Annotated in this window: 21 protein-coding genes and 2 pseudogenes; 14 read left to right on the top strand and 9 right to left on the bottom strand. The window is 38.7% G+C overall.

Annotated elements, in window-relative coordinates; all coding sequences use genetic code 11:
• Positions 1–51: 51 nt before the first annotated feature.
• A pseudogene (locus VB713_RS24575) lies at positions 52–471 on the bottom strand (PAP/fibrillin family protein); the annotation flags it as partial.
• 344 nt (positions 472–815) lie between these two features.
• Between VB713_RS24575 and VB713_RS24570 the strand changes: the two are divergent.
• Together VB713_RS24570 and VB713_RS24565 are read left to right on the top strand one after the other, a co-directional pair.
• Entirely contained in the window at positions 816–1,388 is a 573-nt protein-coding gene (locus VB713_RS24570; protein WP_323314119.1) for a hypothetical protein, read from the top strand.
• A gap of 114 nt (positions 1,389–1,502) precedes the next feature.
• The gene (locus VB713_RS24565; protein ID WP_323314118.1) at positions 1,503–3,032 is read left to right on the top strand and encodes a WGR domain-containing protein; all 1,530 of its coding nucleotides are present in this window, start codon (positions 1,503–1,505) and stop codon (positions 3,030–3,032) included.
• A gap of 77 nt (positions 3,033–3,109) precedes the next feature.
• Here VB713_RS24565 and VB713_RS24560 read toward each other — a convergent pair whose 3' ends face one another.
• From VB713_RS24560 to VB713_RS24550, 3 genes are all read right to left on the bottom strand, one after another.
• Positions 3,110–4,039 (bottom strand): DMT family transporter, encoded by a 930-nt coding sequence (locus VB713_RS24560; protein ID WP_323314117.1) that lies wholly within the window; start codon positions 4,037–4,039, stop codon positions 3,110–3,112.
• A gap of 299 nt (positions 4,040–4,338) precedes the next feature.
• Positions 4,339–5,034 (bottom strand): pyridoxamine 5'-phosphate oxidase family protein, encoded by a 696-nt coding sequence (locus VB713_RS24555; RefSeq protein WP_323314116.1) that lies wholly within the window; start codon positions 5,032–5,034, stop codon positions 4,339–4,341.
• Between the two features lie 118 nt (positions 5,035–5,152).
• Positions 5,153–5,644, bottom strand: a complete 492-nt coding sequence (locus tag VB713_RS24550; protein ID WP_323314115.1) for a GNAT family N-acetyltransferase — start codon at positions 5,642–5,644, stop codon at positions 5,153–5,155.
• Positions 5,645–5,966: 322 nt separating this feature from the next.
• Between VB713_RS24550 and VB713_RS24545 the strand changes: the two genes are divergently transcribed.
• Complete coding sequence (locus VB713_RS24545) at positions 5,967–7,427, top strand: PLP-dependent aminotransferase family protein (RefSeq protein WP_323314114.1); 1,461 nt, start codon at positions 5,967–5,969, stop codon at positions 7,425–7,427.
• A gap of 212 nt (positions 7,428–7,639) precedes the next feature.
• Entirely contained in the window at positions 7,640–8,518 is an 879-nt protein-coding gene (locus VB713_RS24540; RefSeq protein ID WP_323314113.1) for an alpha/beta hydrolase, read from the top strand.
• Between the two features lie 123 nt (positions 8,519–8,641).
• Here the strand turns inward: VB713_RS24540 and VB713_RS24535 are convergent, their stop codons facing one another.
• Together VB713_RS24535 and VB713_RS24530 are read right to left on the bottom strand one after the other, a co-directional pair.
• Entirely contained in the window at positions 8,642–9,316 is a 675-nt protein-coding gene (locus tag VB713_RS24535; protein WP_323314112.1) for an SAM-dependent methyltransferase, read from the bottom strand.
• On the bottom strand, positions 9,313–9,930 hold the full coding sequence (locus VB713_RS24530; protein ID WP_323314111.1) for a DNA-3-methyladenine glycosylase: 618 nt from the start codon (positions 9,928–9,930) through the stop codon (positions 9,313–9,315). Before VB713_RS24530 ends, VB713_RS24535 begins: the two co-directional genes overlap by 4 nt.
• Positions 9,931–10,557: 627 nt before the next feature.
• Between VB713_RS24530 and VB713_RS24525 the strand changes: the two genes are divergently transcribed.
• The 9 genes from VB713_RS24525 (at position 10,558) to VB713_RS24485 (ending at position 22,644) form a co-directional block, all read left to right on the top strand.
• Positions 10,558–11,757: an AIPR family protein gene (locus VB713_RS24525; protein WP_323314110.1), complete on the top strand. Its 1,200-nt coding sequence runs from the start codon at positions 10,558–10,560 to the stop codon at positions 11,755–11,757.
• 316 nt (positions 11,758–12,073) lie between these two features.
• Positions 12,074–12,805, top strand: coding sequence for a hypothetical protein (locus tag VB713_RS24520; RefSeq protein ID WP_323314109.1), 732 nt, complete (start codon positions 12,074–12,076; stop codon positions 12,803–12,805).
• Positions 12,806–13,238: 433 nt separating this feature from the next.
• Positions 13,239–16,562, top strand: a complete 3,324-nt coding sequence (locus tag VB713_RS24515; RefSeq protein WP_323314108.1) for an ATP-binding protein — start codon at positions 13,239–13,241, stop codon at positions 16,560–16,562.
• A gap of 86 nt (positions 16,563–16,648) precedes the next feature.
• Complete coding sequence (locus tag VB713_RS24510) at positions 16,649–16,924, top strand: four helix bundle protein (protein WP_323314107.1); 276 nt, start codon at positions 16,649–16,651, stop codon at positions 16,922–16,924.
• Positions 16,925–17,153: 229 nt separating this feature from the next.
• Positions 17,154–17,582: a hypothetical protein gene (locus VB713_RS24505; RefSeq protein ID WP_323314106.1), complete on the top strand. Its 429-nt coding sequence runs from the start codon at positions 17,154–17,156 to the stop codon at positions 17,580–17,582.
• A gap of 82 nt (positions 17,583–17,664) precedes the next feature.
• Entirely contained in the window at positions 17,665–17,973 is a 309-nt protein-coding gene (locus tag VB713_RS24500; RefSeq protein WP_323314105.1) for a hypothetical protein, read from the top strand.
• 52 nt (positions 17,974–18,025) lie between these two features.
• Positions 18,026–18,628 carry a hypothetical protein gene (locus tag VB713_RS24495; RefSeq protein WP_323314104.1) on the top strand — a complete coding sequence of 201 codons (603 nt, stop codon included), beginning with the start codon at positions 18,026–18,028 and terminating at the stop codon, positions 18,626–18,628.
• Between the two features lie 302 nt (positions 18,629–18,930).
• Positions 18,931–19,380, top strand: coding sequence for an REP-associated tyrosine transposase (locus tag VB713_RS24490; RefSeq protein ID WP_323314103.1), 450 nt, complete (start codon positions 18,931–18,933; stop codon positions 19,378–19,380).
• Positions 19,381–19,659: 279 nt separating this feature from the next.
• Positions 19,660–22,644, top strand: coding sequence for a DUF1156 domain-containing protein (locus VB713_RS24485; RefSeq protein ID WP_323314102.1), 2,985 nt, complete (start codon positions 19,660–19,662; stop codon positions 22,642–22,644).
• 203 nt (positions 22,645–22,847) lie between these two features.
• Here VB713_RS24485 and VB713_RS24480 read toward each other — a convergent pair whose 3' ends face one another.
• Together VB713_RS24480 and VB713_RS24475 are read right to left on the bottom strand one after the other, a co-directional pair.
• Positions 22,848–23,213, bottom strand: coding sequence for a clan AA aspartic protease (locus VB713_RS24480; protein WP_323314101.1), 366 nt, complete (start codon positions 23,211–23,213; stop codon positions 22,848–22,850).
• Positions 23,210–23,485: a hypothetical protein gene (locus VB713_RS24475; protein ID WP_323314100.1), complete on the bottom strand. Its 276-nt coding sequence runs from the start codon at positions 23,483–23,485 to the stop codon at positions 23,210–23,212. The genes VB713_RS24480 and VB713_RS24475 overlap by 4 nt, the downstream gene beginning before the upstream one ends.
• A gap of 112 nt (positions 23,486–23,597) precedes the next feature.
• Between VB713_RS24475 and VB713_RS24470 the strand changes: the two are divergent.
• A pseudogene (locus VB713_RS24470) lies at positions 23,598–23,696 on the top strand (Uma2 family endonuclease); the annotation flags it as partial.
• Between the two features lie 147 nt (positions 23,697–23,843).
• Here the strand turns inward: VB713_RS24470 and VB713_RS24465 are convergent.
• A partial coding sequence (locus VB713_RS24465) for a hypothetical protein (RefSeq protein ID WP_323314099.1) occupies positions 23,844–24,036 on the bottom strand: 193 nt, incomplete at its 5' end.

Below are 24,036 nucleotides of genomic sequence, written 5' to 3'. Positions count from 1 at the left end.
GATGTCATCAAGCTTTTAGCAATGATTTTAAAATTAAGCTCTCAGCCATTTTTAGGATAAATTAGGCAAATCATTGACTTTATTGAGAATAAATAAACTTTCATCTCCCCCACGTCCAATTCTTAAAGTTTCATCTAAATAAGTGATATCAAGAGTGGCAATTCTCCCTTGAGGATTATTAGCCGCTACAACTTTAAAAGGATTTAGTTTGGGCGTATCAATACCTACAATTTTCTCAATCGCCAAATAACGTTTATCAAAATCAACATTGATGCGTTTGTCTGCTAAACCCGATGTATCTAGAGCAGGTTCAAAACTAGCTGTTACTTTCACATATCCTGATATAATTTTCAGAGGATGTTGCACTTGAGCCAAATTAAAAAATAGTTTATTGGCAATATTAATTACTTGATAAACTTTACCTATTTGTAAACCCAATGGTAGAGAATCTAAAGAACGGATTTCTCTAGCTATAAAATCGTGACGATATCAATAGGGTTTCAAGATTTTGGCGAAGGTATTGTCAAAATAGACAGGCTTTACTGCCACAAAATTAAGCAGCACCGCAACAAGCTTTACAAATCTTGAGTCTATTTTAGCGGGTTACTAACAGAATTAAACATAATATGGAATGTCCTTACGGATATTCACCAAAAAAGGGATAAATTTTGGACTTCTATGTTTGGGTTACTTTCAGCTTCTAAAGCTTGTTGGCACGCTGGTGTTATTCCAAGATGGTCTTAAACATATAGTTTTTTGTATCGGTGCGTTTCCAGATTCAAGGAAGAAAAACCACGACTCTGAGGTTATAATTGATGATATCAATCCTAGCTATCATGACTGCCAACAAGACCCCACCCAGCGAGATGATTCGCGTGCCTACTGTACTAATTTCTGTAGTACGCCACTTAGCAAAAATACACCGTGACGGTCATACAACAGCGTTACTGCAAGACTTACAGAAAGTGATATCGCGTTTTGATAGCAGCGTAAAACTGGAAGCAACCAGCGAATTACATCAGGTGGAGGAAAAACTAGGAGAACTAGAAACGCACCTTTGCCAGCAAGATCAACTAGTGTCCACTAAACTGGAAGTCCTTGGTAAACAGTTGGAAAAAATAGAGCGGGCGCTTGCTTCTGGCAAATACGGTAATCAAACGCGTAGTAGCAGGTCAGGATATCCATATCAACAACAACCAGTCGAAATAAAATCTTTTGCTCCTGAGAACTTAGCGCAACGATTGGGTGTCACTGCTAAAAGTTTGATTACAGAGCGCGAAAGCAAAAGTGAGAAGGAATTTATCAGTTGGTCAAGGAATCGTGACCCGATGAGCTTGGGATGGAAATTTCAGGAGCAAGATGGATTATATTATCCGGTTAGGCAGTAGAGGTCTCTACTTCTGTTTTAGAATCTCCCCTAACTCACTACGCTGCTTAATAAAAGTTGATTAACAGTTAATTGAGTTGAGCTATATTGGAGTATAAAAAATGCCCAAGTGTCTATGCCTAGCAATCCCTCACCTCAATTATCCTCAGAGCCAGAAAACAGTCTTCAGGAGAAATTAATCCGCTCAATCTGGCTGCATCGAGACAAATACTGTTATTTATTTGAACTAGATGGCTCTTATAGATTGTTAAGCACTGACCGCCGAGGTAGATACTCCATCCCAGCTGATGGTCGCTCTGTTTTACTAGATTGGATAACAGATCCATTCACTGAAGAATTGTCTGTGCTGGAAGATGGGAGTTTATTCATGAGTGGGAGTAAATTTGTGGAAATTGGTACGCGATCGCCTACGGCACCATTGCTCGACCCCTACTATTCGCCTCCTGCCAGCACCCAAACCGTTTATCTGGAACTCTCCGACGACCATTCCCACAAGTTCTATGAAGTCGCTATTAACGGATTAAGTGTCACAATTCGCTATGGACGCATTGGCACTTCTGGACAAACCGACAGCAAAACCTACAGCAGTCCTCAAAAAGCTCAAGCTGCTGCCCAGAAGAAAATAAATGAGAAGTTGAAAAAAGGTTATGTGCAGTTGCCGACGGCAGAGGAAAGTCCATCACTAGCTTCTGGATCATCTCTAATTACCCAAAGAGCAGAAGAAAGTCCTATATCTAATTTTACTCCCTACTGGCTACATGAGGATTTTCGCGTCTTTACCAATGACAGAGGTATAGTTAGCACTCATTCCGGTGGGGCAGAGGGATTTGAGGCGAGAATTTTACCTACCGTGAATCAGTACACTGAGGCAGATGGCGGATATGTCGCGTTTTACTCACGAGACCCAGCAAAGGCTGTGTATTCAGTGGGTGGAGGGATCTATGTGGTGGGGCAGATTCGCCTCAAGGGCAGATATATAGGACGAATTTTTCATCCAGCAGGTTACGAAAATCAAGATATCAGTGCTGCTCCAGAATTCAAAGCGTTATGCCGTCAAACCTTTGCTGTGGAAGGATGGGCAGGAGGGGACACAGGAGGCTGGTTTGCTGGGGTTAATTACCGCCCCGAAATGATGGAAAGCACTGTCTCTGTTGAGGAAGCTGGTCTGACAACCCAGGGCATTCTTGTTACCGTTAAAGCAGGAGAAGATGTTTGGTGGAGCATTGTAAATTTTCGACCTGGCTCTACTGTAGAAATTGTTGCTATCTCCCCTAATTCCTGGTTCTCCTTCAATCTGATGGCAGGGGAAAATTTTGCCTATCACTTCAATCCGCGTTCCAATGAAGGACAAATCGTCCAAAATACTAAGGTCGGGAATTGGGGGCTGGAAGAAAGACTTCCCTTCCCCCAGGAGATGGCCTTTGGTAAAAAGTTTACTGTGAAGATTGCGGTACAAGAAACCCAATTAGCTGTTTATTTGAATGACACTTTTCTCTCTCATTACCGACATCGTGTCCAACCGGCGGAAATTGATAGTCTGCGATTAATCTGTACTCAAGGTAATCTGCAAGTTTTGTCGGTCAACATATCTGAGCCAGTAGTTAAAAATGATGATCCTCACTCTGATCTCGATATTGACCAATGATGCTGATGGATATGTTATTCGCGATGCTCAACGACGGTTGTTGTACTGAGTTATGGTTGAAATACTGATATAAATGCTTATTTCAAACTGTAAATTGGAGCTTTTTTACCCAACGCTACCGTTGCAACAACTACCAAGGCTGTGATGATAGTTGGTGTTGTCATCTGCTCTTGCAGAAATAATACTGAAGCAAAAATAGTCAGAAAGGGTTGCAAAAGTTGCATTTGACTGACTCGCACCACCCCACCAATCGCCAGCCCCTGATACCAGGCAAAAAAGCCAAGAAACATACTAAACACACTGACATAGCCAAAGCCTAACCATGCTTGTAATGAGGCGTGAAGTCCATGTTGAGCGATCGCAATAGCAACGGGAACTGTCAAAGGAATAGCAGTCAAGACCAATGCCCAGCAAATCACCTGCCATCCGCCCAATTCACGCGATAAACGTCCACCTTCGGCATAACCCACAGCCGCAGCGATAACTGCACCAAGTAAAGCCAAATCAGTAATCTGTAATCTTCCACCTCCAGTTATGACTGCAAAGCCGACAACTACTGTACTGCCAATACCACTACATAACCAGAATTTGGTCGAAGGACGCTCACCTGTTCTGAATGCACCAACAATGGCAGTAGCCAATGGTAAAATGCCTACTATAATTGCCCCATGAGATGCAGGTAAAGAGCGCATTGCCCAAGCTGATAGCAAAGGAAACCCTACAATCACACCTAAAGCCACAACCACCAAACTGGATAAATGCCGCCGGGATGGTATGGGTTGCCGAGTCACCTTTAATAATAAAGCTGCCAAAATAGATGCTACTACCGCACGTCCTAACCCCACAAAGGTAGAGTCCAATTCAGCCACTGCAAGGCGTGTTGCTGGAAGTGTTAAACTAAATATTAACACACCCAGAAAACCATAAGCTAAACCCAATGTTTCTGCATCTATGCTTTCATTGGTTCTATGGTTACGGACAAATTGATTACCAGATTTGATTTTCATTTTTGTCTTGATAGCGACCGCCCCTATTAGGACAAGATTAAATTTTTAGACTCTGATTAAGAGAAGAGTTTTAAACAGATTCAAACCGTGAAAACCATCTAAAATTAGAATTTCTGAATTACAAATTACAAATTACAAATTACAAGTTAGTCAATAGAGGAACTTAATGATTTGTAGGATGGATAAAATGATAGTGAAGACCATTTAACTATTGATCAAATTGTGTTTTCTACGTCAATCCAACCGACAAATAAACATCATTGGATTAGATTCAACTACTTATTAATTTGCGCTTTGCCTTACACAGCCTTTGCCGAATTTCTAGTATAATTCTGCACGTTAGCAGGTAATTCAATCTCCGGTGATAAACGAGGATCTGGTATTGGCGTTGTCGTTGTTAATCGTAATGGCAATTCTCCAGCCCACACGCTTAAAGCGTAATCTTCCTCATCGTCGATTGGCGGTCCTGTTCTCACTTTGGCAGAGGCTTCTGTTATGGGTAGTGATAATACCAGTGTTCCGGCAAGTTCCTGACTGGTGGGAGGACGCACCTCGTCCCAGCGACCAGAAACAACGTGTTCAGTGAATGCTTTCAATGCTGCTAATTTTTCGGCTTCATCTTCCACAACGGTTGCAGTTCCAAAGATGACAACAGAGCGAAAATTCATTGAATGATGAAAAGCTGAACGCGCTAACACTAACCCATCTAACAAGGTGACGGTGATACAAACTTCAATACCCTGTTTCAGGTTTCGCAACATTCGACTAGCTGGGGAACCGTGGATGTACAAACACTCATCTATTCTGCCATAGGCAGTAGGAATTACAAATGGTTGAGAATCAACTACAAATCCAACATGACAGACCAATCCTTCATCTAAGATTTGGTAAATCTCTTGGCGCTCATACTTTGCTTTGTGAGGTAATCTTTTGATTTGATTGCGTTGGGTAATTGTTAATAAATCAGACTGGGTTTCAGTTGGTAATGAATTCATATAGCAATCCGGTTTGATTGGTAAAATTACTGGTTAGGGCAAGGAATAGGGATTAGGCAAGAATGGAACTTCTTGTGTAGGGAATTTTTAAGTGTTTGTGCCTGTTCACTTAAAGAAATCAACCAAGAGAATGCAAATCTAGCCGCATTAGATTGCTGTTCATAAATCCCAATTGTGAATAAACAGGTTCACCAGATGGGGAGGCATTGAGAACGGCATGGGTACAACCAATTGTTTTGAGATAGTCCATCGCTTTTTTTGTCAATTGGGTGGCAATTCCCTGGCGACGGTAAGCTGGTTGCACATAAACCCCCCAGATATATCCATCACAGCGTTCTCTGGCTTTCATGATATTTGGATACAATCCAGCAAATCGTTGACAACCAACAGAACCGACAATGAAACCGTCTATCTCTGCCACAAATGCCTGATATTCTAGTTCTCGACGGGCATGATCAATAAAGTGCAACACTGTGTCCAACCAATCGGCTGTAATTGCTTGGGGGGAAATGTTGTTATCTAGCCACATCTGATAAAAGTGTTCTGCAATTAGGGCATCTTCCTGGGGAGTTTCTGCCCTAATCTGAATCTTCTGTTGGGTTAGCATCATTGAGTTGTTGAAATCCTGTTATGACTAAGTTAGTCAGTTAAGTGGACTTTCACAAGAGCCAATTTTATACTTTTATATAAGTCCACTTGGAAATTCATATCGTTTCCCCTTAAACACTTATCATTAAGACAGCAGGGGAGCAGGGGCTTTTTCGCAGGGCGCAGGGTGACAAGATTCTCTGCACAGATGCGTGAGTTATAGTAACAGACTGGGCGGTTAGGACACCAACTGATTATAAAACCTAGACACCAAAAGACTCTTCAGACTGTCACCTGTCCCCTGTCCCCTGCTATACAACTAATCAGTCAGACTTGATTTCAGTATGGATTTAGCGATCGCTCTAGATAGTCGTCTACCACAGCCACTTCATCAACAAATCTACGAAGAATTACGACGGGCAATTTTGACTGGGCGGTTACTACCACGCCAAAAAATTCCCTCCACGCGATCGCTGGCCAAATCTCTAGGCATTTCTCGGACAACGGTAACACAGAGTTACGAACAACTTTTAAGTGAAGGCTATTTGCAAACAATTGTTGGTTCTGGTACTTATGTCTGCGCTCAACTGCCCGATGACCTGCTGCATTCTGTGCCTGTGATTACGGATGAAAAACAGAATGCTTCCCCTATTCAGCTTTCACAGCAAGGAACTCGCTTAACCAAGACCCTATTCTCATTACAGACAGAAGTGAACACTGCCATCAGTTTTCGCTATGGAAGACCGGCGCTGAAGGATTTTCCCAGAAAACTTTGGTGTAAGTTGTTGTCACGGCACTGCAAGGCTGATTTAGACTGGTTGGACTATGCTACAGATTTTCAAGGATATCTGCCCTTAAGAGTGGCGATCGCTCATTACTTAGCACGAGCTAGGGCTATAAAATGCGATCGCGAACAAATCATCATCACCAATGGGACTCAACAAGCTTTGGATTTAGTGATGCGGTTGTTGGTTGATCCAGGTGATAGTATAGCGATGGAAGACCCTGGATATTTGAGCGCCCGTCGGGTGTTTCTCAGTCATGGTGTAAATTTGTTACCTGTGCCTGTAGATGACTCTGGTTTGATGGTAGAAAAATTGGCAAACAGCTATGAAGAAAGAATTCGCATGGTTTATGTCACTCCTTCCCATCAGTTTCCTACTGGCTCTACTCTATCTCTACCCCGGCGTTTGGAGTTGCTCTTATGGGCGCAACAGCATAATGCGTTGATTTTGGAAGATGACTATGATAGTGAGTATCGTTATGGTGATCGTCCAATTCCTGCGCTCCAAGGATTAGACCAGAGCAATTGTGTGATTTATATTGGTACTTTTTCTAAGGTTTTGTTCCCTTCACTGCGAATAGGTTATTTAGTTGTACCACCACATTTAGTATCGCTGTTTGCTCAGGTGAAGTGGTTAAGTGACAGACAGCTACCAACTCTAGAACAAAAGGTATTAACAGAATTTATTGCTGATGGATATTTGGAAAGTCATATTCGGAAAATGCGCTCTCTATATGACCAACGCCGTCAAGTTTTGGTGCAAGCATTAAATACACACTTTGGCGAACAAGTTACTATTTTTGGTGAGAATGCAGGTATTCATATTATGGTGAAATTTGACACTCTTTTGAGTGATGAAACCATAATTGAGCGTGCGGAAATGCTGGGAGTGGGATTAATGTCTGCTCGTTCTTCTTATCTTAATTCATGGAGTCAGGGTGAATTTATTTTCGGCTATGCTGAACTGGATGAAATGCAGATTCAAGAAGGTATTGGTCGATTGGTTGAGGTTTTTAAGTAGTTACGCCAAATCAGTAATCAGTGGTCAAGTCCGTAGTAGCAATGAGAGCATATCTATACGAAGGTCAAAGTAATTCGTAATTGCAATCAGTGGAGGCTTGTACCCTCTTTAATTACGAATTACGAATTAGTAATTATTTGGTCAATTTATAGCTCAAAATGGTTATCATGACAACAGAATGGAACATCAACTGCTGGGGATAAAACTCAAGAATGCGAGCTAAAATACGGGATACAGAAATCTATTTTGATGTTGACGGCTGTGGTTTGGTGGTTGAAGAACAAGGAATACGTCAGAAACCTGTTGCTTTCATAATTCATGGTGGACCTGGAGTGGATCATACAAGTTATAAACCGTGCTTTTCTCCTCTTAGCTATCACCTCCAGCTAGTCTATTTTGACCATCGGGGCCAGGGAAGGTCAGCCCGTGGACGGAAAGAAACCTATACCCTGGATAATAATGTTGACGATATGGAAGCCCTACGCCAATATCTAGGACTGGAGAAAATCGTTTTAATCGGTTCTTCCTATGGAGGTATGGTTGCTCTTTCTTATGCTGTGAAGTATCCCCAAAATGTTTCACACTTGATTGTCATTGCCACAGCAGCTAATTCCCGGTTTCTAGAACGCGCTCAGGAGATTCTAGCAGAACGGGGAAACGAAGAACAAAAAGCAATTGCTCTTCAACTTTGGTCAGGTAATTTTGAGAATGAAGAACAGCTACGCCAATTTTTTCTGGTGATGGGTTCAATGTATTCCCAAAGCAATGAAGGGAAATTAAATTCCCCAGACTCAGACCAAACTATCCTCTCAGTTGATGCCATTAATGTTGCCTTTAGGGGCTTCTTAAATGACTATAATATCCTCAATGAATTACATAAGATTACCTCACCAACTTTCGTGATTGCAGGGCGGCATGATTGGATCTGCGCTCCAGAATTTTCTGAAGAAATTGCTCAAGCTATTCCTAATGCTCAGTTGAAAATATTTGAGAACAGCGGACATTTGATTCGTGTTGATGAACCACAATCAATGTTGAATGAAATTGCTAGATTTTTAAGTCTTGGTAATTTGGGGAACACAAAAAAATAAATTACGCAATTTCACTCCAATCAAAACGACTTTTCTGCCCCCTGCCCTAAAAGCGATTGGGTATTTTTTTATTTGGAAGTCCTTTGATGTTCTATCTCATCGGGCATTTATGCAACACCAAAATTATCTGTTTATTTTCAACATTTGGTTGCCACCTTTTTGAAATTCATAAGCAACTGGCTGCACTTCTACATCAAACTGTTGACTAGAGAGGAGATTGACTACTAACTCAAGATAAGGTGATGGTTCACAATCAAGTTTCAATAAGGGGAAAATCCTCACCTCTTTTGAGATTCTCAAAAGTTCATGAATAGATGCAATGTGAAAATCAAGAGATAGGTTATCTGAATATAGAAATAGTAGATGAGAACAAACACATAGTTCAAATTGATTATCAGCCAGTTCTAATTTTGGTAGAGATTGCCACAAATAATGCCCTTTTATTCTACCATTTTCATAATCTAGTAAAAACTTCTCCATTGCTGCCAGACGAGCGTAACCAAGTTGTTCTGCATCATGAAAATTATTCCAAACATAGTGGTCTGCATTTTGTTTTACCTGCGAGATTATTGGTTCATAAGTTTCTTGAACTCGTTGTCTGATTTGCTCTCTAGAGAACTCATAAATGGGGTCAATGGAAACAACTGAATATCCCAGTTCTGTCATTTCAGCATTGAAACTTGCTGGACCATCACCACAGCCAAGAATTTTCTTGTTTAGGTCTGTTTCAGATAGATTAAACATGAGCTTATACTCTTGTAGTGTTCTACCCCAAGGCACAACTTCATTTAATTTCATGCTTTTTCTGATTTAGTGATTGATAAGCTAGACCACAGATACCAACAAGCGATTGTGCGGTAGGGTTTCCAGTTTTGTCCTAATTGTTCTACAGTTGGTTTGTTAGGAAGTTCTGGTAGACTATAAAGGCGATGGATAGAATTACGAATACCCAAGTCATCTACAGGTAAAACATCCCAACGATGTAATCTAAACATCAGCAACATCTGCGCTGTCCAACGTCCAATCCCTTTAACTTCTGTTAAGGTTTTGATGATACTTTCATCATCCATTAACAGCAAATCATCTATGGTGGGTAATTTATCAAATCGTTGTGCTAAGTCTTTCAGATATGAAATCTTAGGACGAGAAATACCAACTTCTCGCAAAACAACGTCTGGGGTGTTGAGAATATCGCTGGGGGTTAAAACAGTGTAAAGTTGTAAAAATCTCTGGTGAATAGTTGTTGCTGCTTTACGTGATAATTGTTGGTAAATAATAGACCGACAAAGTGAAGATAATAAATCCCCTGTTTGCTGGACTTGATTGAGTCTACACTCCCCGACCTGTTCTATGACCTCGGCTAAAATTGGATCTGCTTGTTTTAATGTGTCAATAGCAACTGCGTAATTCATGAAAATTTGAAGTCATCCACTCTGATTGGTTAATTGGTTATAATTCCTACATCTGTGCAAAAATTTAACAACTGTTCCCCTTCGTTTTTAACGTCTTATGCTCTCCAAAGGAAAGCATATACAGCAAAATTCAGGAGTTAGTCCTATGGCTATCTATAGCTTGCATGACGACGTAGGAGTCATACGCTACGCTATCGGCTTGTCTTCGACACACTATGGCTAACACCTCCCGTCAGGGATACGTGAACGCTCAGGGCAAGGAGTCAAAAGTAAAAGCCTCTTGGCAGGGTGGCGTATGCCTACGGCAGCTACGCTAGAGCCATGTTTTGATTCTAGTACCGCAAGGCAGAAGTCAAAAGTCAAAAGTCAAAAGTAAGATGGAGTAAGATTTTTGGCGATTGAGAATGGTTGTTTCATTTACGCCGTGTTGTACTAGTAGTCTGTTAAATTTATTTTTACGGATTTTGAAAATCAAGAAACTTTGTATTTTATAGTTTTTGACAAATTTCTATCCGTCAATTACTTCTTGACAGACTACTAGCTTTGTACTTCATTTACTTGCGATATGCTGTAAGTTTTTTTGTGTTGCTCCCCGTTATTCTGATAATTACTGAAAAAAAATCAACCATGCCAAAAAACTGGATTATTAAAGTAGACAATTATTTCCATGCTAACCCCGATTGCATTATCGCTACTGCCCATGTTGATACATTCCCTACAGACTTACCTCTAGAACCAAACATCAGAGAACCAAACCGCAAAAGTTCAACATACAGGCAAATCTTTGACTCTCTCACTACCGAACCACAGAAATTCTTCGAGCGTCACAGTGGCATAGTTCTGTGTGCCAATAAAGTTAAACCCAGTAAGGATAAAAAACAACTGGAACTAGAGGTTTTAGAAGCTGCTGAGGGTGGAAGCGATGGTATTATTAATGGTGGACACACTGTTTTAGCGTTTGATAGTGCTAAAAATTATAAGTATGACCTTAGCGTAGCGCGGGTCAAAATTACTATCCATATTGGATTAGAAGAAACTGAAGCCAAAGATATAGCTTTAGCCTCTAATACGACATCACCTGTTGATTCTCGCTCTAAGGTCAATGCTAGGGGAGATTATGACTTTATCAAAAGTTATTTAGCCCAGTTAGAACTTAAAGAAAGTAGAAAATTTAGAGTAGCTTATTACCAGAACCAAAGTGGTGTTCCTAAAAATACCCATTGTAATGTTACCCATTTGTTCAAGTTACTAAACTGCTTGGATAGAAATAGATACAATCCCGAAGGTAATACGAGAAGTAAACACCCGGCTGTTAGCAGCACTCCTAGTCAACTTTCTGATGCTGAGAGGGAAAGATTAACCAAACTACTTCCTCTGCTTACCAAAGCTATGTGGATAGAACAAAGGCTGTATGAAATTATTCAAGAATATATTAGCAAACCTAAAAGAAAAGGTATCAATGATTTAGCATCAATTGATATGCGAAAAAATACTCTACTGGCTGACAGTAAATATTCTTTTGGGTTTGGTGCGCCTGGAGATTTAGCGTTACCAATAGTTGCATCTTACAGGGTGTTTTTAGATAAAGATTATAACTGGATTGTGCCTTTTGAGGATTTCTCTGAAGATTTTCTTCAACAGTTGTGGGACAGTTATTTTCGGAAGTATTTAATTTCCGAGAAAATTGCTGGTAATACGGTGGGTGCAAAAATCTGTCGTAATCAAGAAATTTGGGATAGTCTGTATATTTTTGCCCAAAGTTATCTAAATCAGCTTTTGGTGAAGATGGTTAATTCTGCTAAACGTGAGGAGTTGACGTTAAAATAGTTAGGAGAAAAACTCAGCATTTATTGTCATTATCTCCTTGGGAGTAATTTAGATTTTAACAAATCAATAAAAGTTTCAACAATGTGGGTAATTTTGCTGCCATGGCAGTAGGTTTTTAATAAGTAGTCGGACAAAATTAAATTCACTCGTTGAGAGAGGGAAGGGGGAACAGGCAACAGAGAACAGAAAAATCAGTTGTGTAATTAATTCTGTCCCATTACTTAAGGAGAATTTTGAATTTTCTCGTTATTAACAGACCAAAACCCTAGTAGAGTTAGATAAAATTCTGCCCAAAACCAATTTCACTATCAAATTTATGCAACAAGTAATTAAGCAAATTAAAGAGCGATACAAAATTGACTTACAATCTCAGGATATCAACTACCAACTGTGGAGATTGGATGATACAGAGTACATAAAACTACAAAAAAATAGTTTGCAAATCGCAGATAATTCTAAGATTTATAGGGAGCTTTACTTATATAGAGACGAGCCAGAGAGAAATAAGCTTAACTTAGCACAACTGTTGACAAGCTTAGAATGGTTGTTCGGCGAAACTAGCGATTTACACGATAATTGGAAAGGAGCATTTTTTTTTCCAATCTTACTCATTGTTATCAAAAAGAGCGGAAATTTCTATTATTTAATGGATATTTATGATCATCGCGGTTGGCTATATTTTAGGTTGTATAGAATTGTTGAACATGGTATGGATGGACAAGATAACAAAATATTACAAGAGGCTTTTAATTTGGACTTTTCTCAACAAGAAATTAACTATTTTTTCTCTTATTTTTACGGTTGTTTAATTGGATGCTTTCGGATTTTAAAAGAATTCAATCCCGTGCAACCATTTTTAAAGACAATTGATTCTAATTTGATATTATACGGTTATAAAGACGAAGAATATTTTGAAAAGCACTGCGATTCTCAAGAAATCTATCAAGCTGAGATTAAATCTTTTGAGGAAGTTTATGGAAAGTTTTTTAATAAAACTGATGTGAGTGCTATTTTACAAACAATAACCAGTGAAAACAGCGAAATTTAGTTATAAAAAAACAGAATCAAAATACGCTGGTTTGTGCTGTAATAAAACTTGTAATGAAATACACGATAATCAAGAGAATCTGTTTACACTCTAATTCAAAGGGTATCACTTCTGAGCCAAAGTAACAGCACTGGTCAAAAGCTAATAAGCTGACGCGCACCTAAGTTGAATATTTTGTAGCCTAAAGTCCTTGTAGTAAGGTTTTTGGGTAAAAAATAAAATGCGTAACAGCTTAATAAACCATCAATATATTTATTTCTAAGTAGCCATCATGAACTGCGTACACCAGGAGGGATGAAAATCTATTTTCAAGTCAGGTGGACGGAGAAAAACCAAAATATGTAACGAAAAGTAAACAAGGCTAAAACCCTCTTTCCCCCTGCTCCCTGCCCCCTGCCTTATCCCAACGACAATTTTTAACGCCAACCTACTTATGCTGCCTTCCATCTTCAAAACCTGCATTCCCAGAGACGAAATTTTAGCTGGGGAACTCTCCCCCGAATTATTTGCTGCCAAATTGAGGTTAGTAGTGGAAGGCACAGCACCTTATGTCTACCAAGATCCGACAACCTTTTTCGCTAACACCTTTCCTACAGATGGGTTAAAAACCCTGATTTCCGAAGTATTTGGGCGATTAGGAGGTGCTGCTATAGGTTCTCCTATCATTCGCTTAGAAACCAGCTTCGGGGGTGGGAAAACCCATGATGAAATTGCTTTGTGGCATATCGCCAAAAATGGCAGACAAATTCCTGGACTAGAACGCTTTATTAACGATATCAACTTAATTCCAGATTATCCGATTCAAGCTTCTGCGATCGCTTGCCAAGATTTAGATCCAGTGAACGGTGTTTTTCATGAAGACACAGGCATCACCACCTACACCCTCTGGGGAGAAATTGCTTACCAAATCGGTGGTATAGCAGGTTATAGCTTACTCAAAGGTTCCGATGAACAAAGAGTTAGTCCTGGTACAGTGGTTCTAGAACGCATCATCCAAGGACATCCCACAGTAATTATCCTCGATGAAATTGCCACCTACCTGAGAAAAGCCAAAGCAGTTATCGTAGGCAACAGTGACTTAGCAGGACAGGTAGTTGCCTTTTTATTTGCCCTCATGGACTTAGCAGCATCGTGTAATAACCTAGTCTTTATCTACACCCTCGCTTCCTCTAGCGATAGTTTTGGTGAAGAAACCACCGAAATCAGAGAAGCAATTTCTGTTTCTGCTAGACAGGAACGAATCCTCAAACCCAGCACCGACATTGAAATTTACAACATAGTCAAACAACGGATGTTCAGCAGTATTGAAGCTAATGCTGCTAATGATGCTGCCAGAGAGTATCTGCAAACTTATAAAGCAAGTCGAATTGACTTACCCAATGGGTGTAAAGATGCTGGTTATGCCGAAAGCATCGAACAGAGTTATCCCTTTCACCCCGAACTATTTAGCCTACTAACAAAAAAAATTGCCTCAATCCCCAACTTCCAACGCACCAGGGGGGCATTACGTTTATTTGCTGGAGTCATACGTTATCTCTGGCAAAACAATCATAGTTCACAGTTCACAGTTCACAGTTCACAGTCAACAGTCAACAGTCAACAGCCAACAGTCAACAGTCAACAGCCAACAGCCAACAGCCAACAATCCCCAATTTGGATACCCCTAATTCATACCCACCATATTCCTGTAGGCATCGAAGAAGAAATCACCAGTGATCTAACTTCCCGTTTAGATAGACAATTAATGCGAATCCCTATCCAAGCAGATATTTATAACCCAGATGGCAGAGAAGGCCATGCCCAATTACAAGACGCAGAATGGCAAGCTGCGGGGAAACCTGCCTTTTCTACCTGGGTAGCTAGAACCATCTTCTTGCATTCCATTAACCAAGGAATTGCCGCAGGTATTCGTCGTACAGAATTAAACTTATCCCTACTCACACCAGGATTAGAAATTGGCTTTGTAGATACCGTCTTAGACAGACTTACAGCAGTAGCGTGGTATCTGGAAAATGATCCAATTACCTCCATTGCCAGATTTAAAGAAGAACCATCTCTTAACAAAGTCATTGCTGAAGAAAAAGAGCAAATTGGCATCACCGAAGCCAAAGATGACTTAAGGAAACGACGTGACACAATTTTTGCGGATAAATTTCTAAAATTAGTGTCTGCACCAGATACTCCCGCAGATGTAGATGATGTGGCAGATAGCGTTGCCTTATGTGTAATTGATTTTGATGAAGAAACAATTTCCTTTACTACAGATGGCGCACCTGCCATAGTAGAACGCATTTTCAACAATACCGGGGAAGCAGGGAAATTCCGCACTTATAGAAATAGATTGTTGTTTCTCATTGCCAACAAGCAAGAATTACAACGTACCATTGAGAATGTGCGGGAATATCGTGCCATGCAAAATATTCTCAATTCTCCTAATCGTTTACAAGATTTATCAGAAAACCAACAGAAACAACTCAAAGAACGCAGAGGTAAATTTGAATTAACTGTCAGGGTATCCATTACTAATACCTATCGGCATTTATTTTATCCTGCCAATGATCCAGTGAAAGCACCAAAAGGCTTAATGCACTATACCCTACCTGCCCAAGATGCTAGTGAGGTGAAAAGTAATCAGCAGGAAGTGATCTTAAAAGCTTTAAAAGATTGTCAAAAAATCCGTGCAGATGATGCACCATCTTATGCACCAGCATACATATTGCAGAAAGTTTGGCCAGCAGGAATAAATCATTGGACAACTAAATCACTCAAAGAAACCTTTGCTAAAGACTTGAGTTTAAACATTTTCTCAGATGCTGAAACTTCCAAACTACGAGAAACCATTCGCAACGGGGTGTTAAATGGTGTGTGGGATATGAAAGTAGGGGAGAAAGTATTCATCAAAACTGACGATGTGAAAATAGTTTTACCTGACTCCCTGGAATTTTCTGAGAGAATAGAACTGTACCGTCGGGGCATCCTTCAACCACCCAAACCACGGGAAATTGAACTAAATGCTCAAGTTATGTCCAGTACAGATCAGCTAAAACCTGTGCGGGTAAGGTGGAAAGCATCTGGGGCATTAACAATTAAACTTTATCAAGATGGGGAATTGCTACAAAATCCTTTTGGGGCTAAAGAATTTCGTCCCAGTGATGAATATGAAACCACTATTGCCCAAACTACAATTTTCAAAATAGTTGCTGACTATGGGAATGAGGAAGTAATTGAGAAGGAAACTAAAGCTTCCATACTTACCTATGGTACTGGTGCAACTTCTACTCCTAGTGTGGCAGAACCAGGAAGTTTATTTGCAGTCAAACCAGAAACATTTAATGTAGAAGGCACACTTAACAGCACTTTTACACAATTAGCTGATTTTATCAAAGATAATCAAGGACAGGGTATTAAATTGTTAGAAATTTCTGTGGCAGAAGTAATGGACTACCGCAAGTTATTAACTGCCTTTCCTTTGTTGATGAAATTACCCCTGCAAATTGACCAAACAGCAACTATAACCTTGGAAGAGCAATTTATTCGTTTAGAGTACCAAGGACTATATAAAGGGTTTAATAGTTTTCAGAATACTCTTAATACCTTGCTAGGTAGTAAAGATGTCAAAGCAGATGTATTCTTGAAGTTAGAATTTAAATTTTTGTCACCAATTCTGCCAGAGGGAACAGAAATAAGTAATATCAAAAGTGCCTTAAACCGAAATCCGGTGGACAGGTTAAATTTAATGGCAAAATTGACGTATTAGTTGACTGCTGACGGTTGACGGTTGACAGTTGACGGTTGACGGTTAACGGTTAACAGTGAACAGTGAACAGTGAACAGTGAACAAATATGGAAAGCTTCCAAAATTTACGCGTTTACCAACTATCGGAACAACTTGCCAATGAAATTTGGTTTATTGTTATAGAATGGGATTATTTTGCTAAAGATACTATTGGTAAACAATTGGTGAAATCTACAGATAGTATTGGTGCTAATATTGCTGAGGGTAATGGACGTTACAACATACAAGATAATCAACGTTTTGTCAAGATAGCTAGAGGTTCTTTAAACGAAACAAGACACTGGTTAAGACTAGTAGTCTGTCAAGAACTAATTGACGGGTAAATAGATTTTTCTTCTTCCTTCGTGGTTCATTCCTTTATCCGTCAAAATTTATTTGACAGACTACTAGCTTATCAGCGCAAGTTGTTAACTCAAGCCCAAACAGACAAAATTAAACCAATTATTGATGAACTATCACCTAAATTAAATGCTTATCTTAACTCTTTTAAAAATAAATCAGGAAAGAGTTGACGCTTCACAGTCAACAGTCAACGGTTAACAGTCAACAAATATGCAAGAATTTCAGTTGCGTATAGTTCCCACAGATAATAATAATTTTGCTGTTGAATTATACCAGTGTGCTTATAAAAAGGCAGGAGAAAAGAAACGTCCTTCTGCAAAACGCATTGGTAGATTAAAGGGTAATGCTTTAATTCAGGTAAAACAGGCAATTTATGATTGTTTAAAGGCAAATAATTATGACCCTAAAACTTTAAGTCATAATCGCCAAAGTCCTTATGTTTTAAGTGAGGAAACAGGGATAAATTTAGCTTTGTTGTTTCAGACGGTGCAACCACTTTCTAAACCAGAACGTATTGCTAATATTGCCCAAGGTATCAAAGCAATGAGTTATGAAGAATCCCATTATTGGTTTGCTAAGATTAGTAATGGAAAGCGGAGTCAGGCTCTAAAAGCGATTAGAGTATTATTAGGGGATTGATTTTGTTCAAATGTTGACGGATGACTGTTTTTTGATTTGATTTTTAATTTCTAATTCAATGGATTAGTTTTGGATATTTGCCATGAAAGTTATCATCAAAGATAGTCAAACACTCAAAACAGTTCAACCTGATATTATTCAGGCACACCTCCAAGCTACAGGGTGGCAGGAAACAGGACGAATTTATCATGATGCTGGGGCAATTTGGCGATTAAAAAAAGACACCACAGATGAATATGAAATTTTGCTACCTCTTCAACATAATTTAGGAGATTATGCTGAAAGAATTAGCGATATTTTAAAAACATTAGAGATAGTAGAAAATCGTCATCAAGTTGATATTTTAGGCGAATTTATTACCAGTGATTCTCAAAAGATACCTGAGAAGTAATCAATTGTAAAAATAAACTTCCTCTCCCAACTAATTATTAAAGGTAACAAAAATGGCTTATAGTGATTTTAAATTAAGTGAAATTATTCAAAAATTTGAATTGACACTAAATGAAGTATCAGGATTATTTGGAGATGTACCAGAGGAAGAATATAGTGATTTACTAGCAACAATTCTCAAGGAGAATGTTGACTTAGCCGTTTCAATTAATACCGAAAAAGCCCGTTCTGAAATGATAATTAGCCCGATTTTACTGGAAGTAAGAAGAAAGTTAAATAATGAAATCAGTTTATTTTCGGGGGTAGATTTTAATGTTGATAATCAACAAGGGTTAAATGGTTTTTGCGATTTTCTGATTAGTCTTTCTAAAGAGCAGCTTTTTGTCCGCGCACCTGTAATTACATTGGTAGAAAGTAAAAATGAAAATTTGAAATCAGGTTTGGCTCAATGTATAGCTGAAATGTTGGCTGCTCAATTGTTTAATGAACAGAAACAAAATGCAATTAAAATTATTTATGGTGCTGTAACTATCGGTACTATTTGGCAGTTTTTGAAGCTAGAAGATAAAGTAGTTTCTATTGATTTAACTGAATATTATATCAAGGATGTGAAAAAGATTTTAGGAATTTTAATCAGTGCAATTAAGCAGGAATAATTTGTAATGTAGTGCGGGCAAGATGCTCGCTATTGGTGTACCTCGTGCAGATGGAATGTGCTGTATATAGAATGTGCTGTATCTTAACCTATTAGACATCTCCAAAAAAGAATGTAGAGACGTTTCATGGAACGTCTTTACAGGGGTTTCAGGTCACGCATATTTAATTTCTGGAGATGTCTATTATGTATTTAATGTATATATAGAAAGTATATAGAAAGCGAGCAGGATGCTCGCACTACATGAGGGTAAAATACCCGTGATTATGTTATTTTATGCGATAAAAAAGCGAGATTTATAAAATGGAATTTAAAAAACAACTACCCCATTTAGAAAAACCTCACGCTAAATATTTTATCACTTTTGTAACTTGGGAAAGATTAGAACTAACTCCAGCAGCGCGACAAGTTGTATTAGAATGTTGTAAATATTTTGATAATCAAAGATATAAATTATATGCTGTAGTAATTATGCCAGATCATGTACATTTATTAATTGAACCTTTGTTCAAAGATGAAACTGAATTTTGGTCAGTTGGTAGTATTTTACATAGCATTAAAAGCTATAGTGCGAAACAAATACCTAATGTTATGCTGCATATTGGCAAGGTTTGGCAGGATGGTAGGTATGATGAAAAGATGAGAAATGAACAAGAATTTATAAATAAATGGGAATATATTTTGCAAAATCCTGTTAAAGCTGGATTATCAAATACACCTGATGAATATCATTTTTTATGGGATAGATTTTAATTTTTAAATTGCAGCAATTTTGTATGTAGTGGGGGCAAAATGCCCCCTATATCTATAAACCCAAAAATAATCTACTTACCTATATTCATTTATATTATTTAACAATAGCGAGCAAGATGCTCGCACTACATTCATTTATTTATTTATTTATTTATTATTAATATGGTAGTGCCAGCGTCTCGCTGACTATATTTTAATTGGCAAACCGCTATATTTTAATTGACAAACCACCCATTTCTATTACAATATATCAATTAATACCAGGATATCTACACTTCCATGTCTAACCCTACCCCCAAACGTCCCCATTTATTCATAGAAGAAAGAATGCCTGTACAACTCCTCAATGAACAGGTTTACTATGAACATGGGGGAAATCCTTTTAAGGGGTTACATCGTTGGTATTCTCGCAAACCATTGTCTTTTAGTCGTGCTAGTGTGTTGGCTTCTTTGTTACCCGCAGATGTGTCAATGGAGGAGTTTGAATATTTGTTGGGGTTAGAACAAGGGAAGGAAGTTAAGCTCTACAAAACTCCTCCTACTGCTGTGCGAATTAAGAAGGTACATGATTATTGTGAGCAAATTTGGGGAACTCGTACACCTACAGTTTTAGATGCTTTTGCAGGTGGTGGAAGTATCCCTTTTGAAGCTGCGAGATATGGGTTAAATGTGCTGGCTTCTGATTTGAATCCTGTGGCTGTGGTGACGATGAAAGCAGCTATGGAATATCCTTTAAAATTTGGACCAGATTTACAGCAGGATATTGATAAATGGGTGAAGTGGGTAGGTGATGAAGCTGAAAAAAGGTTGGCTGAATTTTTCCCTTCTTTACCTGGGGAAACGGTACAAAATTATTTATGGGCGCATACTGTTGTTTGTCCAAGTTGTGAGTCTGTTGTTCCTTTAAGTCCTAATTGGTGGTTAAGTAACACTAGTAATTATGCAGGAAAAGGACAGGAGAGAAAAGTTACAAGTGATTGGTACGCAGTAAAGCCAATTCCTAATCCTGAGAATAAGCGGGTTGATTTTGAATTAATTAAGGGAAGAAAAGGAAAGGGAACAACTATTCAAACGGATTATGGTGAATATGATCCAGATAATTACAAAACTATATCAAGAAGTGTAACAAAGTGTCCTAACTGCTCCAACACTATTGAGCAAGAATATTTAATTGATTATGCCCAAAAAATCGGTTTAAATCACCAATTATATGCTGTTCTTTATCGAATAGGTTCTGAAATTCTGCAATTCAGAATTCCAACTGAAAGTGATGTACTTGGTTATAATTTAGCTGAAAAAAGATATAAAGAGCTATATATAAGTTCAGATAATAATTATTTAGTTCCTGATGAATCTTGTAGTGATAACCCTCAGTACATGATGGCATATAGATATGGATTAACTACTTGGGACAAATATTTTAATCCACGTCAATTAGTAACGCTTGTGGCTTACGCAAAGATTATCAATGAAGCAAAAAGTCTGATTCAGAAAGAATATGAAAAAGAAAAAAAAGAGAAAATTATATCAATTACAACAGAATTCAAATCTGAAAATAACTCGAAACACGAGAAATTAATAGCGGAGTTAGAGAAAGATTATCAAGCACGACTTGAGGCTATTTCAACTTATTTAGCTTTAGTATTAGATAGATGTATTGATAAAAATGCCAGATTGTGTATATGGCAATCTAGCAGATGTCATTCTCAAAGAGTTTCTACGCAACACGCACTAAATTTAATTTGGAATTATCCAGAATTTAATGGTGTTGGTGAATTATGGAATTCATGTGCGGATGCTGTAACTTCAGATTTTGTAGCTCTTTGTTCACTTTTAGGAACTAAGCTTAGTTCAAAAGATATCCCAGGATTTGAAATTCATGATCAAAAAACAATTCAAATAGATTCAGCATCAGCAGATAACTTAACACATATTCCTGATAATTCTGTAGATGCAGTTATCACAGATCCACCTTATTACGACACAATTCCTTATGCTGAAATTTCAGATTTTTTCTACGTTTGGCTAAAACGCACCCTTGGCGATATCTTTCCCGAATTATTTTACTTAGAACTCACCGACAAAGAACGAGAAGCTGTTGCCAATTTAGGACGCTTCCGTAACATGGGTATTTCACCCAAAGAACTTGCTTATCAAGACTACGAAGCCAAAATGGCCATGGCCTTCGCCGAATACCACCGCGTATTACGGGACGACGGCGTAATGACAGTCCAATTTAACCATAAAGACTCCGGTGCATGGGATGTCCTAGCCAAATCCCTGATAGACGCAGGCTTTGAAATCACCGCTTCATGGGCTGTCAGCACCGAAAACCCCCAAAACCTCCACCAAGCACAGAAAAACGCCGTATCCAGCACCGTGCTTTTAGTCTGTCGCAAACGTCAACCCAACGCCGAACAAGCATGGTGGGATGATGTCCGCATAGAAGTGCGTAATATCGTGTTTGAGAAAGCCCCAGAAATCGAAAAATCCTTAACAGCAGATAGCCGTCCCGCTGCTGACAGAGTAGCAGACCCGCGCCGTCGCCTCAAACCCCCAGGTATTGACCTATGCTTAACAGCCTTTGGTAGTGCATTAAGCGTATTTACCCGCTACAGTTCCATCCTCGACAGTGCTGGCAACCCAGTAGAACCCAAAGCCGCCTTTGAAGAAGTGCGTCAAGCGATCGTTGCATACCGACTAGAAAAGCTATTAGCAGGTAAAGATTTTAACGGCATAGACCCCCTCACCCAATGGTATATCCTCGCTTGGGATACCTTTGAAGCGCGGGAATTTCCCTTTGATGAAGCCCGACAATTAGCTTTAGCTGTCGGTGGTTTTGATGTTTCCGATTTAGTTAAAACCCATAAATTACTAGATTCTGGTAGTGGCTTTTGTAAGTTACTCACCCCAGAACAACGCTTAAAAAAACGCGCCTTTTCTACCATTGATACAGAATTTTCTGGCAGATATTTAGTAGATGGACTTCATGCCATTATTGCCATTTACCAAGCAGAAGAAAATACAGAACCAGTGCGGAGATTTCTCAAAAATACAGGATTAGTTAGCAATGATTCCTTTATGCGAACATTTGAAGTAGCTTTAAAAGTAATTCCCCACATCAAAGATGAAAAGAAACGCATCTTGGAAGAAAAAGCCCTATCAGACTTGTGGTTAGCAATGGATGAAATTAAAGCCAAAGTCTCCTACCAACAAACTGAGATACCATTAGATAATCAGGGGGGACAATTGAGTTTATTTTGATAAATTTTTTAATTGTAATTGTAGTGCGGGCATCTTGCCCGCGTTTGTATTATTTTATGATTAAGCCTGGTTAGTATTATTTTATGATTAAGCCTGGTTAGGGTTGTTCATCAACCAGGGAGCAAGATGCTCCCACTACCGAACATTTTTTAAAATAGCAATTTTTCCAAAATTTATATTTGACTACAATCGTAACGACTCGATTAGAGTTTTTCTAATGAAACTAAACCATTATCTTGAAAATCAATTTCTAGATGATATCCTGCCATCAGAGAAGTTCCTACTAAAGGTTTATAGCCAGCAGCTAAAACTGGAACTAATCTTTCTACACCGTCCCATACAATTGTTGCCAAATGTATAGATAATAAAGCTTGAGTACCGTCTGCTAATCTGGCTTCGGTACTAGAATATAAGGGAAGATTCATCGCACTAACTGCCTGTGGTGGTAAAGTAAGATGGTCATTAAATCCAGTATCAATAACAAAATTTAAATTAAAATCTGGCTGCGAAGGTAAACGAAAAACCACTGGAATTATTGCCCTACCATCGCTAATTTTTCCATAAATCATTCAGATGTATGCTCCATTATTGCACCACCAAAACTTACAGCAACATCGTAACCAATCCGTATAGTAAACAATCTAGCATTAGGGTTTTTCTGTTTTAACTTTAACGCTGTCTCTACACCAGTTGGATCAATTCCATATTCACCAGTTTCTGCATCAATCACAATCATCTTACCAATATTGTCACCATACTCGACATTTTGACGAATACCGTTTTCATAAAACTGTTTAGCTCGAATAGCTACTTCTTCTATACTCCAGAAAATTGATTGCATCACGATTACACCAAAAGATTGCTTCTTCAATCATTGTAGTATTTATTTGCTAAAATTTGATGTGAGCGTTAGCTTGTAGTAACAGTTTTTTATCTTCACTTAAAAGTTATGTATAAATAACTACAACTCCTTGGAATGCCTACCTTCATCGACAGAATTACCCGATTCTGATGATACCCCTGTGGATAACGAACTACAAATACCAAATATATATTAATCCTAATGTTTATTAATAAAAACATAATCATAAAAACAATATTAACAGTCAACATTAACAGGTTAGAAAATTGAAAACTCTACGCGATACCTCTTGGAAAATTAGCTACTCCAGCAACACCCACAATACTATTGCTGACTTCTATATTCCTGCTCTAGAATCTGCCATCCAATATGACAGAAAATCAGGCTTTTTTAGCAGTGCCATATTAAGTAAAGTAGCGCGGGGTTTAGGGGCAATGCTACACAACCAAGGCAAAATCCGGTTAATGATGGGATGCTTAACGGGTGACAAGGTGGTTAAACAGCTTGTTTCATAAGGGATAGAGCCTGAA

The sequence above is a fragment of the Anabaena cylindrica UHCC 0172 genome (assembly GCF_034931625.1).
In the GTDB taxonomy this organism is placed as follows: Bacteria; Cyanobacteriota; Cyanobacteriia; order Cyanobacteriales; family Nostocaceae; genus Anabaena; species Anabaena cylindrica_A.
The sequence above is the reverse complement of the archived record's forward strand: the minus strand, read 5'-3'. Positions and strand labels throughout refer to the sequence as shown.

Coding starts and splice junctions, on each gene's coding strand:
- VB713_RS24480 (WP_323314101.1), bottom strand. CDS start 23,213: ATGATTTATGGAAAAATTAGCGATGGTAGGGCAATAATTCCAGTGGTT.
- VB713_RS24565 (WP_323314118.1), top strand. CDS start 1,503: ATGCCTAGCAATCCCTCACCTCAATTATCCTCAGAGCCAGAAAACAGT.
- VB713_RS24555 (WP_323314116.1), bottom strand. CDS start 5,034: ATGAATTCATTACCAACTGAAACCCAGTCTGATTTATTAACAATTACC.
- VB713_RS24485 (WP_323314102.1), top strand. CDS start 19,660: ATGTCTAACCCTACCCCCAAACGTCCCCATTTATTCATAGAAGAAAGA.
- VB713_RS24475 (WP_323314100.1), bottom strand. CDS start 23,485: ATGCAATCAATTTTCTGGAGTATAGAAGAAGTAGCTATTCGAGCTAAA.
- VB713_RS24500 (WP_323314105.1), top strand. CDS start 17,665: ATGAAAGTTATCATCAAAGATAGTCAAACACTCAAAACAGTTCAACCT.
- VB713_RS24505 (WP_323314106.1), top strand. CDS start 17,154: ATGCAAGAATTTCAGTTGCGTATAGTTCCCACAGATAATAATAATTTT.
- VB713_RS24560 (WP_323314117.1), bottom strand. CDS start 4,039: ATGAAAATCAAATCTGGTAATCAATTTGTCCGTAACCATAGAACCAAT.
- VB713_RS24515 (WP_323314108.1), top strand. CDS start 13,239: ATGCTGCCTTCCATCTTCAAAACCTGCATTCCCAGAGACGAAATTTTA.
- VB713_RS24525 (WP_323314110.1), top strand. CDS start 10,558: ATGCCAAAAAACTGGATTATTAAAGTAGACAATTATTTCCATGCTAAC.
- VB713_RS24570 (WP_323314119.1), top strand. CDS start 816: ATGATATCAATCCTAGCTATCATGACTGCCAACAAGACCCCACCCAGC.
- VB713_RS24510 (WP_323314107.1), top strand. CDS start 16,649: ATGGAAAGCTTCCAAAATTTACGCGTTTACCAACTATCGGAACAACTT.
- VB713_RS24540 (WP_323314113.1), top strand. CDS start 7,640: ATGCGAGCTAAAATACGGGATACAGAAATCTATTTTGATGTTGACGGC.
- VB713_RS24490 (WP_323314103.1), top strand. CDS start 18,931: ATGGAATTTAAAAAACAACTACCCCATTTAGAAAAACCTCACGCTAAA.
- VB713_RS24530 (WP_323314111.1), bottom strand. CDS start 9,930: ATGAATTACGCAGTTGCTATTGACACATTAAAACAAGCAGATCCAATT.
- VB713_RS24545 (WP_323314114.1), top strand. CDS start 5,967: ATGGATTTAGCGATCGCTCTAGATAGTCGTCTACCACAGCCACTTCAT.
- VB713_RS24520 (WP_323314109.1), top strand. CDS start 12,074: ATGCAACAAGTAATTAAGCAAATTAAAGAGCGATACAAAATTGACTTA.
- VB713_RS24535 (WP_323314112.1), bottom strand. CDS start 9,316: ATGAAATTAAATGAAGTTGTGCCTTGGGGTAGAACACTACAAGAGTAT.
- VB713_RS24495 (WP_323314104.1), top strand. CDS start 18,026: ATGGCTTATAGTGATTTTAAATTAAGTGAAATTATTCAAAAATTTGAA.
- VB713_RS24550 (WP_323314115.1), bottom strand. CDS start 5,644: ATGATGCTAACCCAACAGAAGATTCAGATTAGGGCAGAAACTCCCCAG.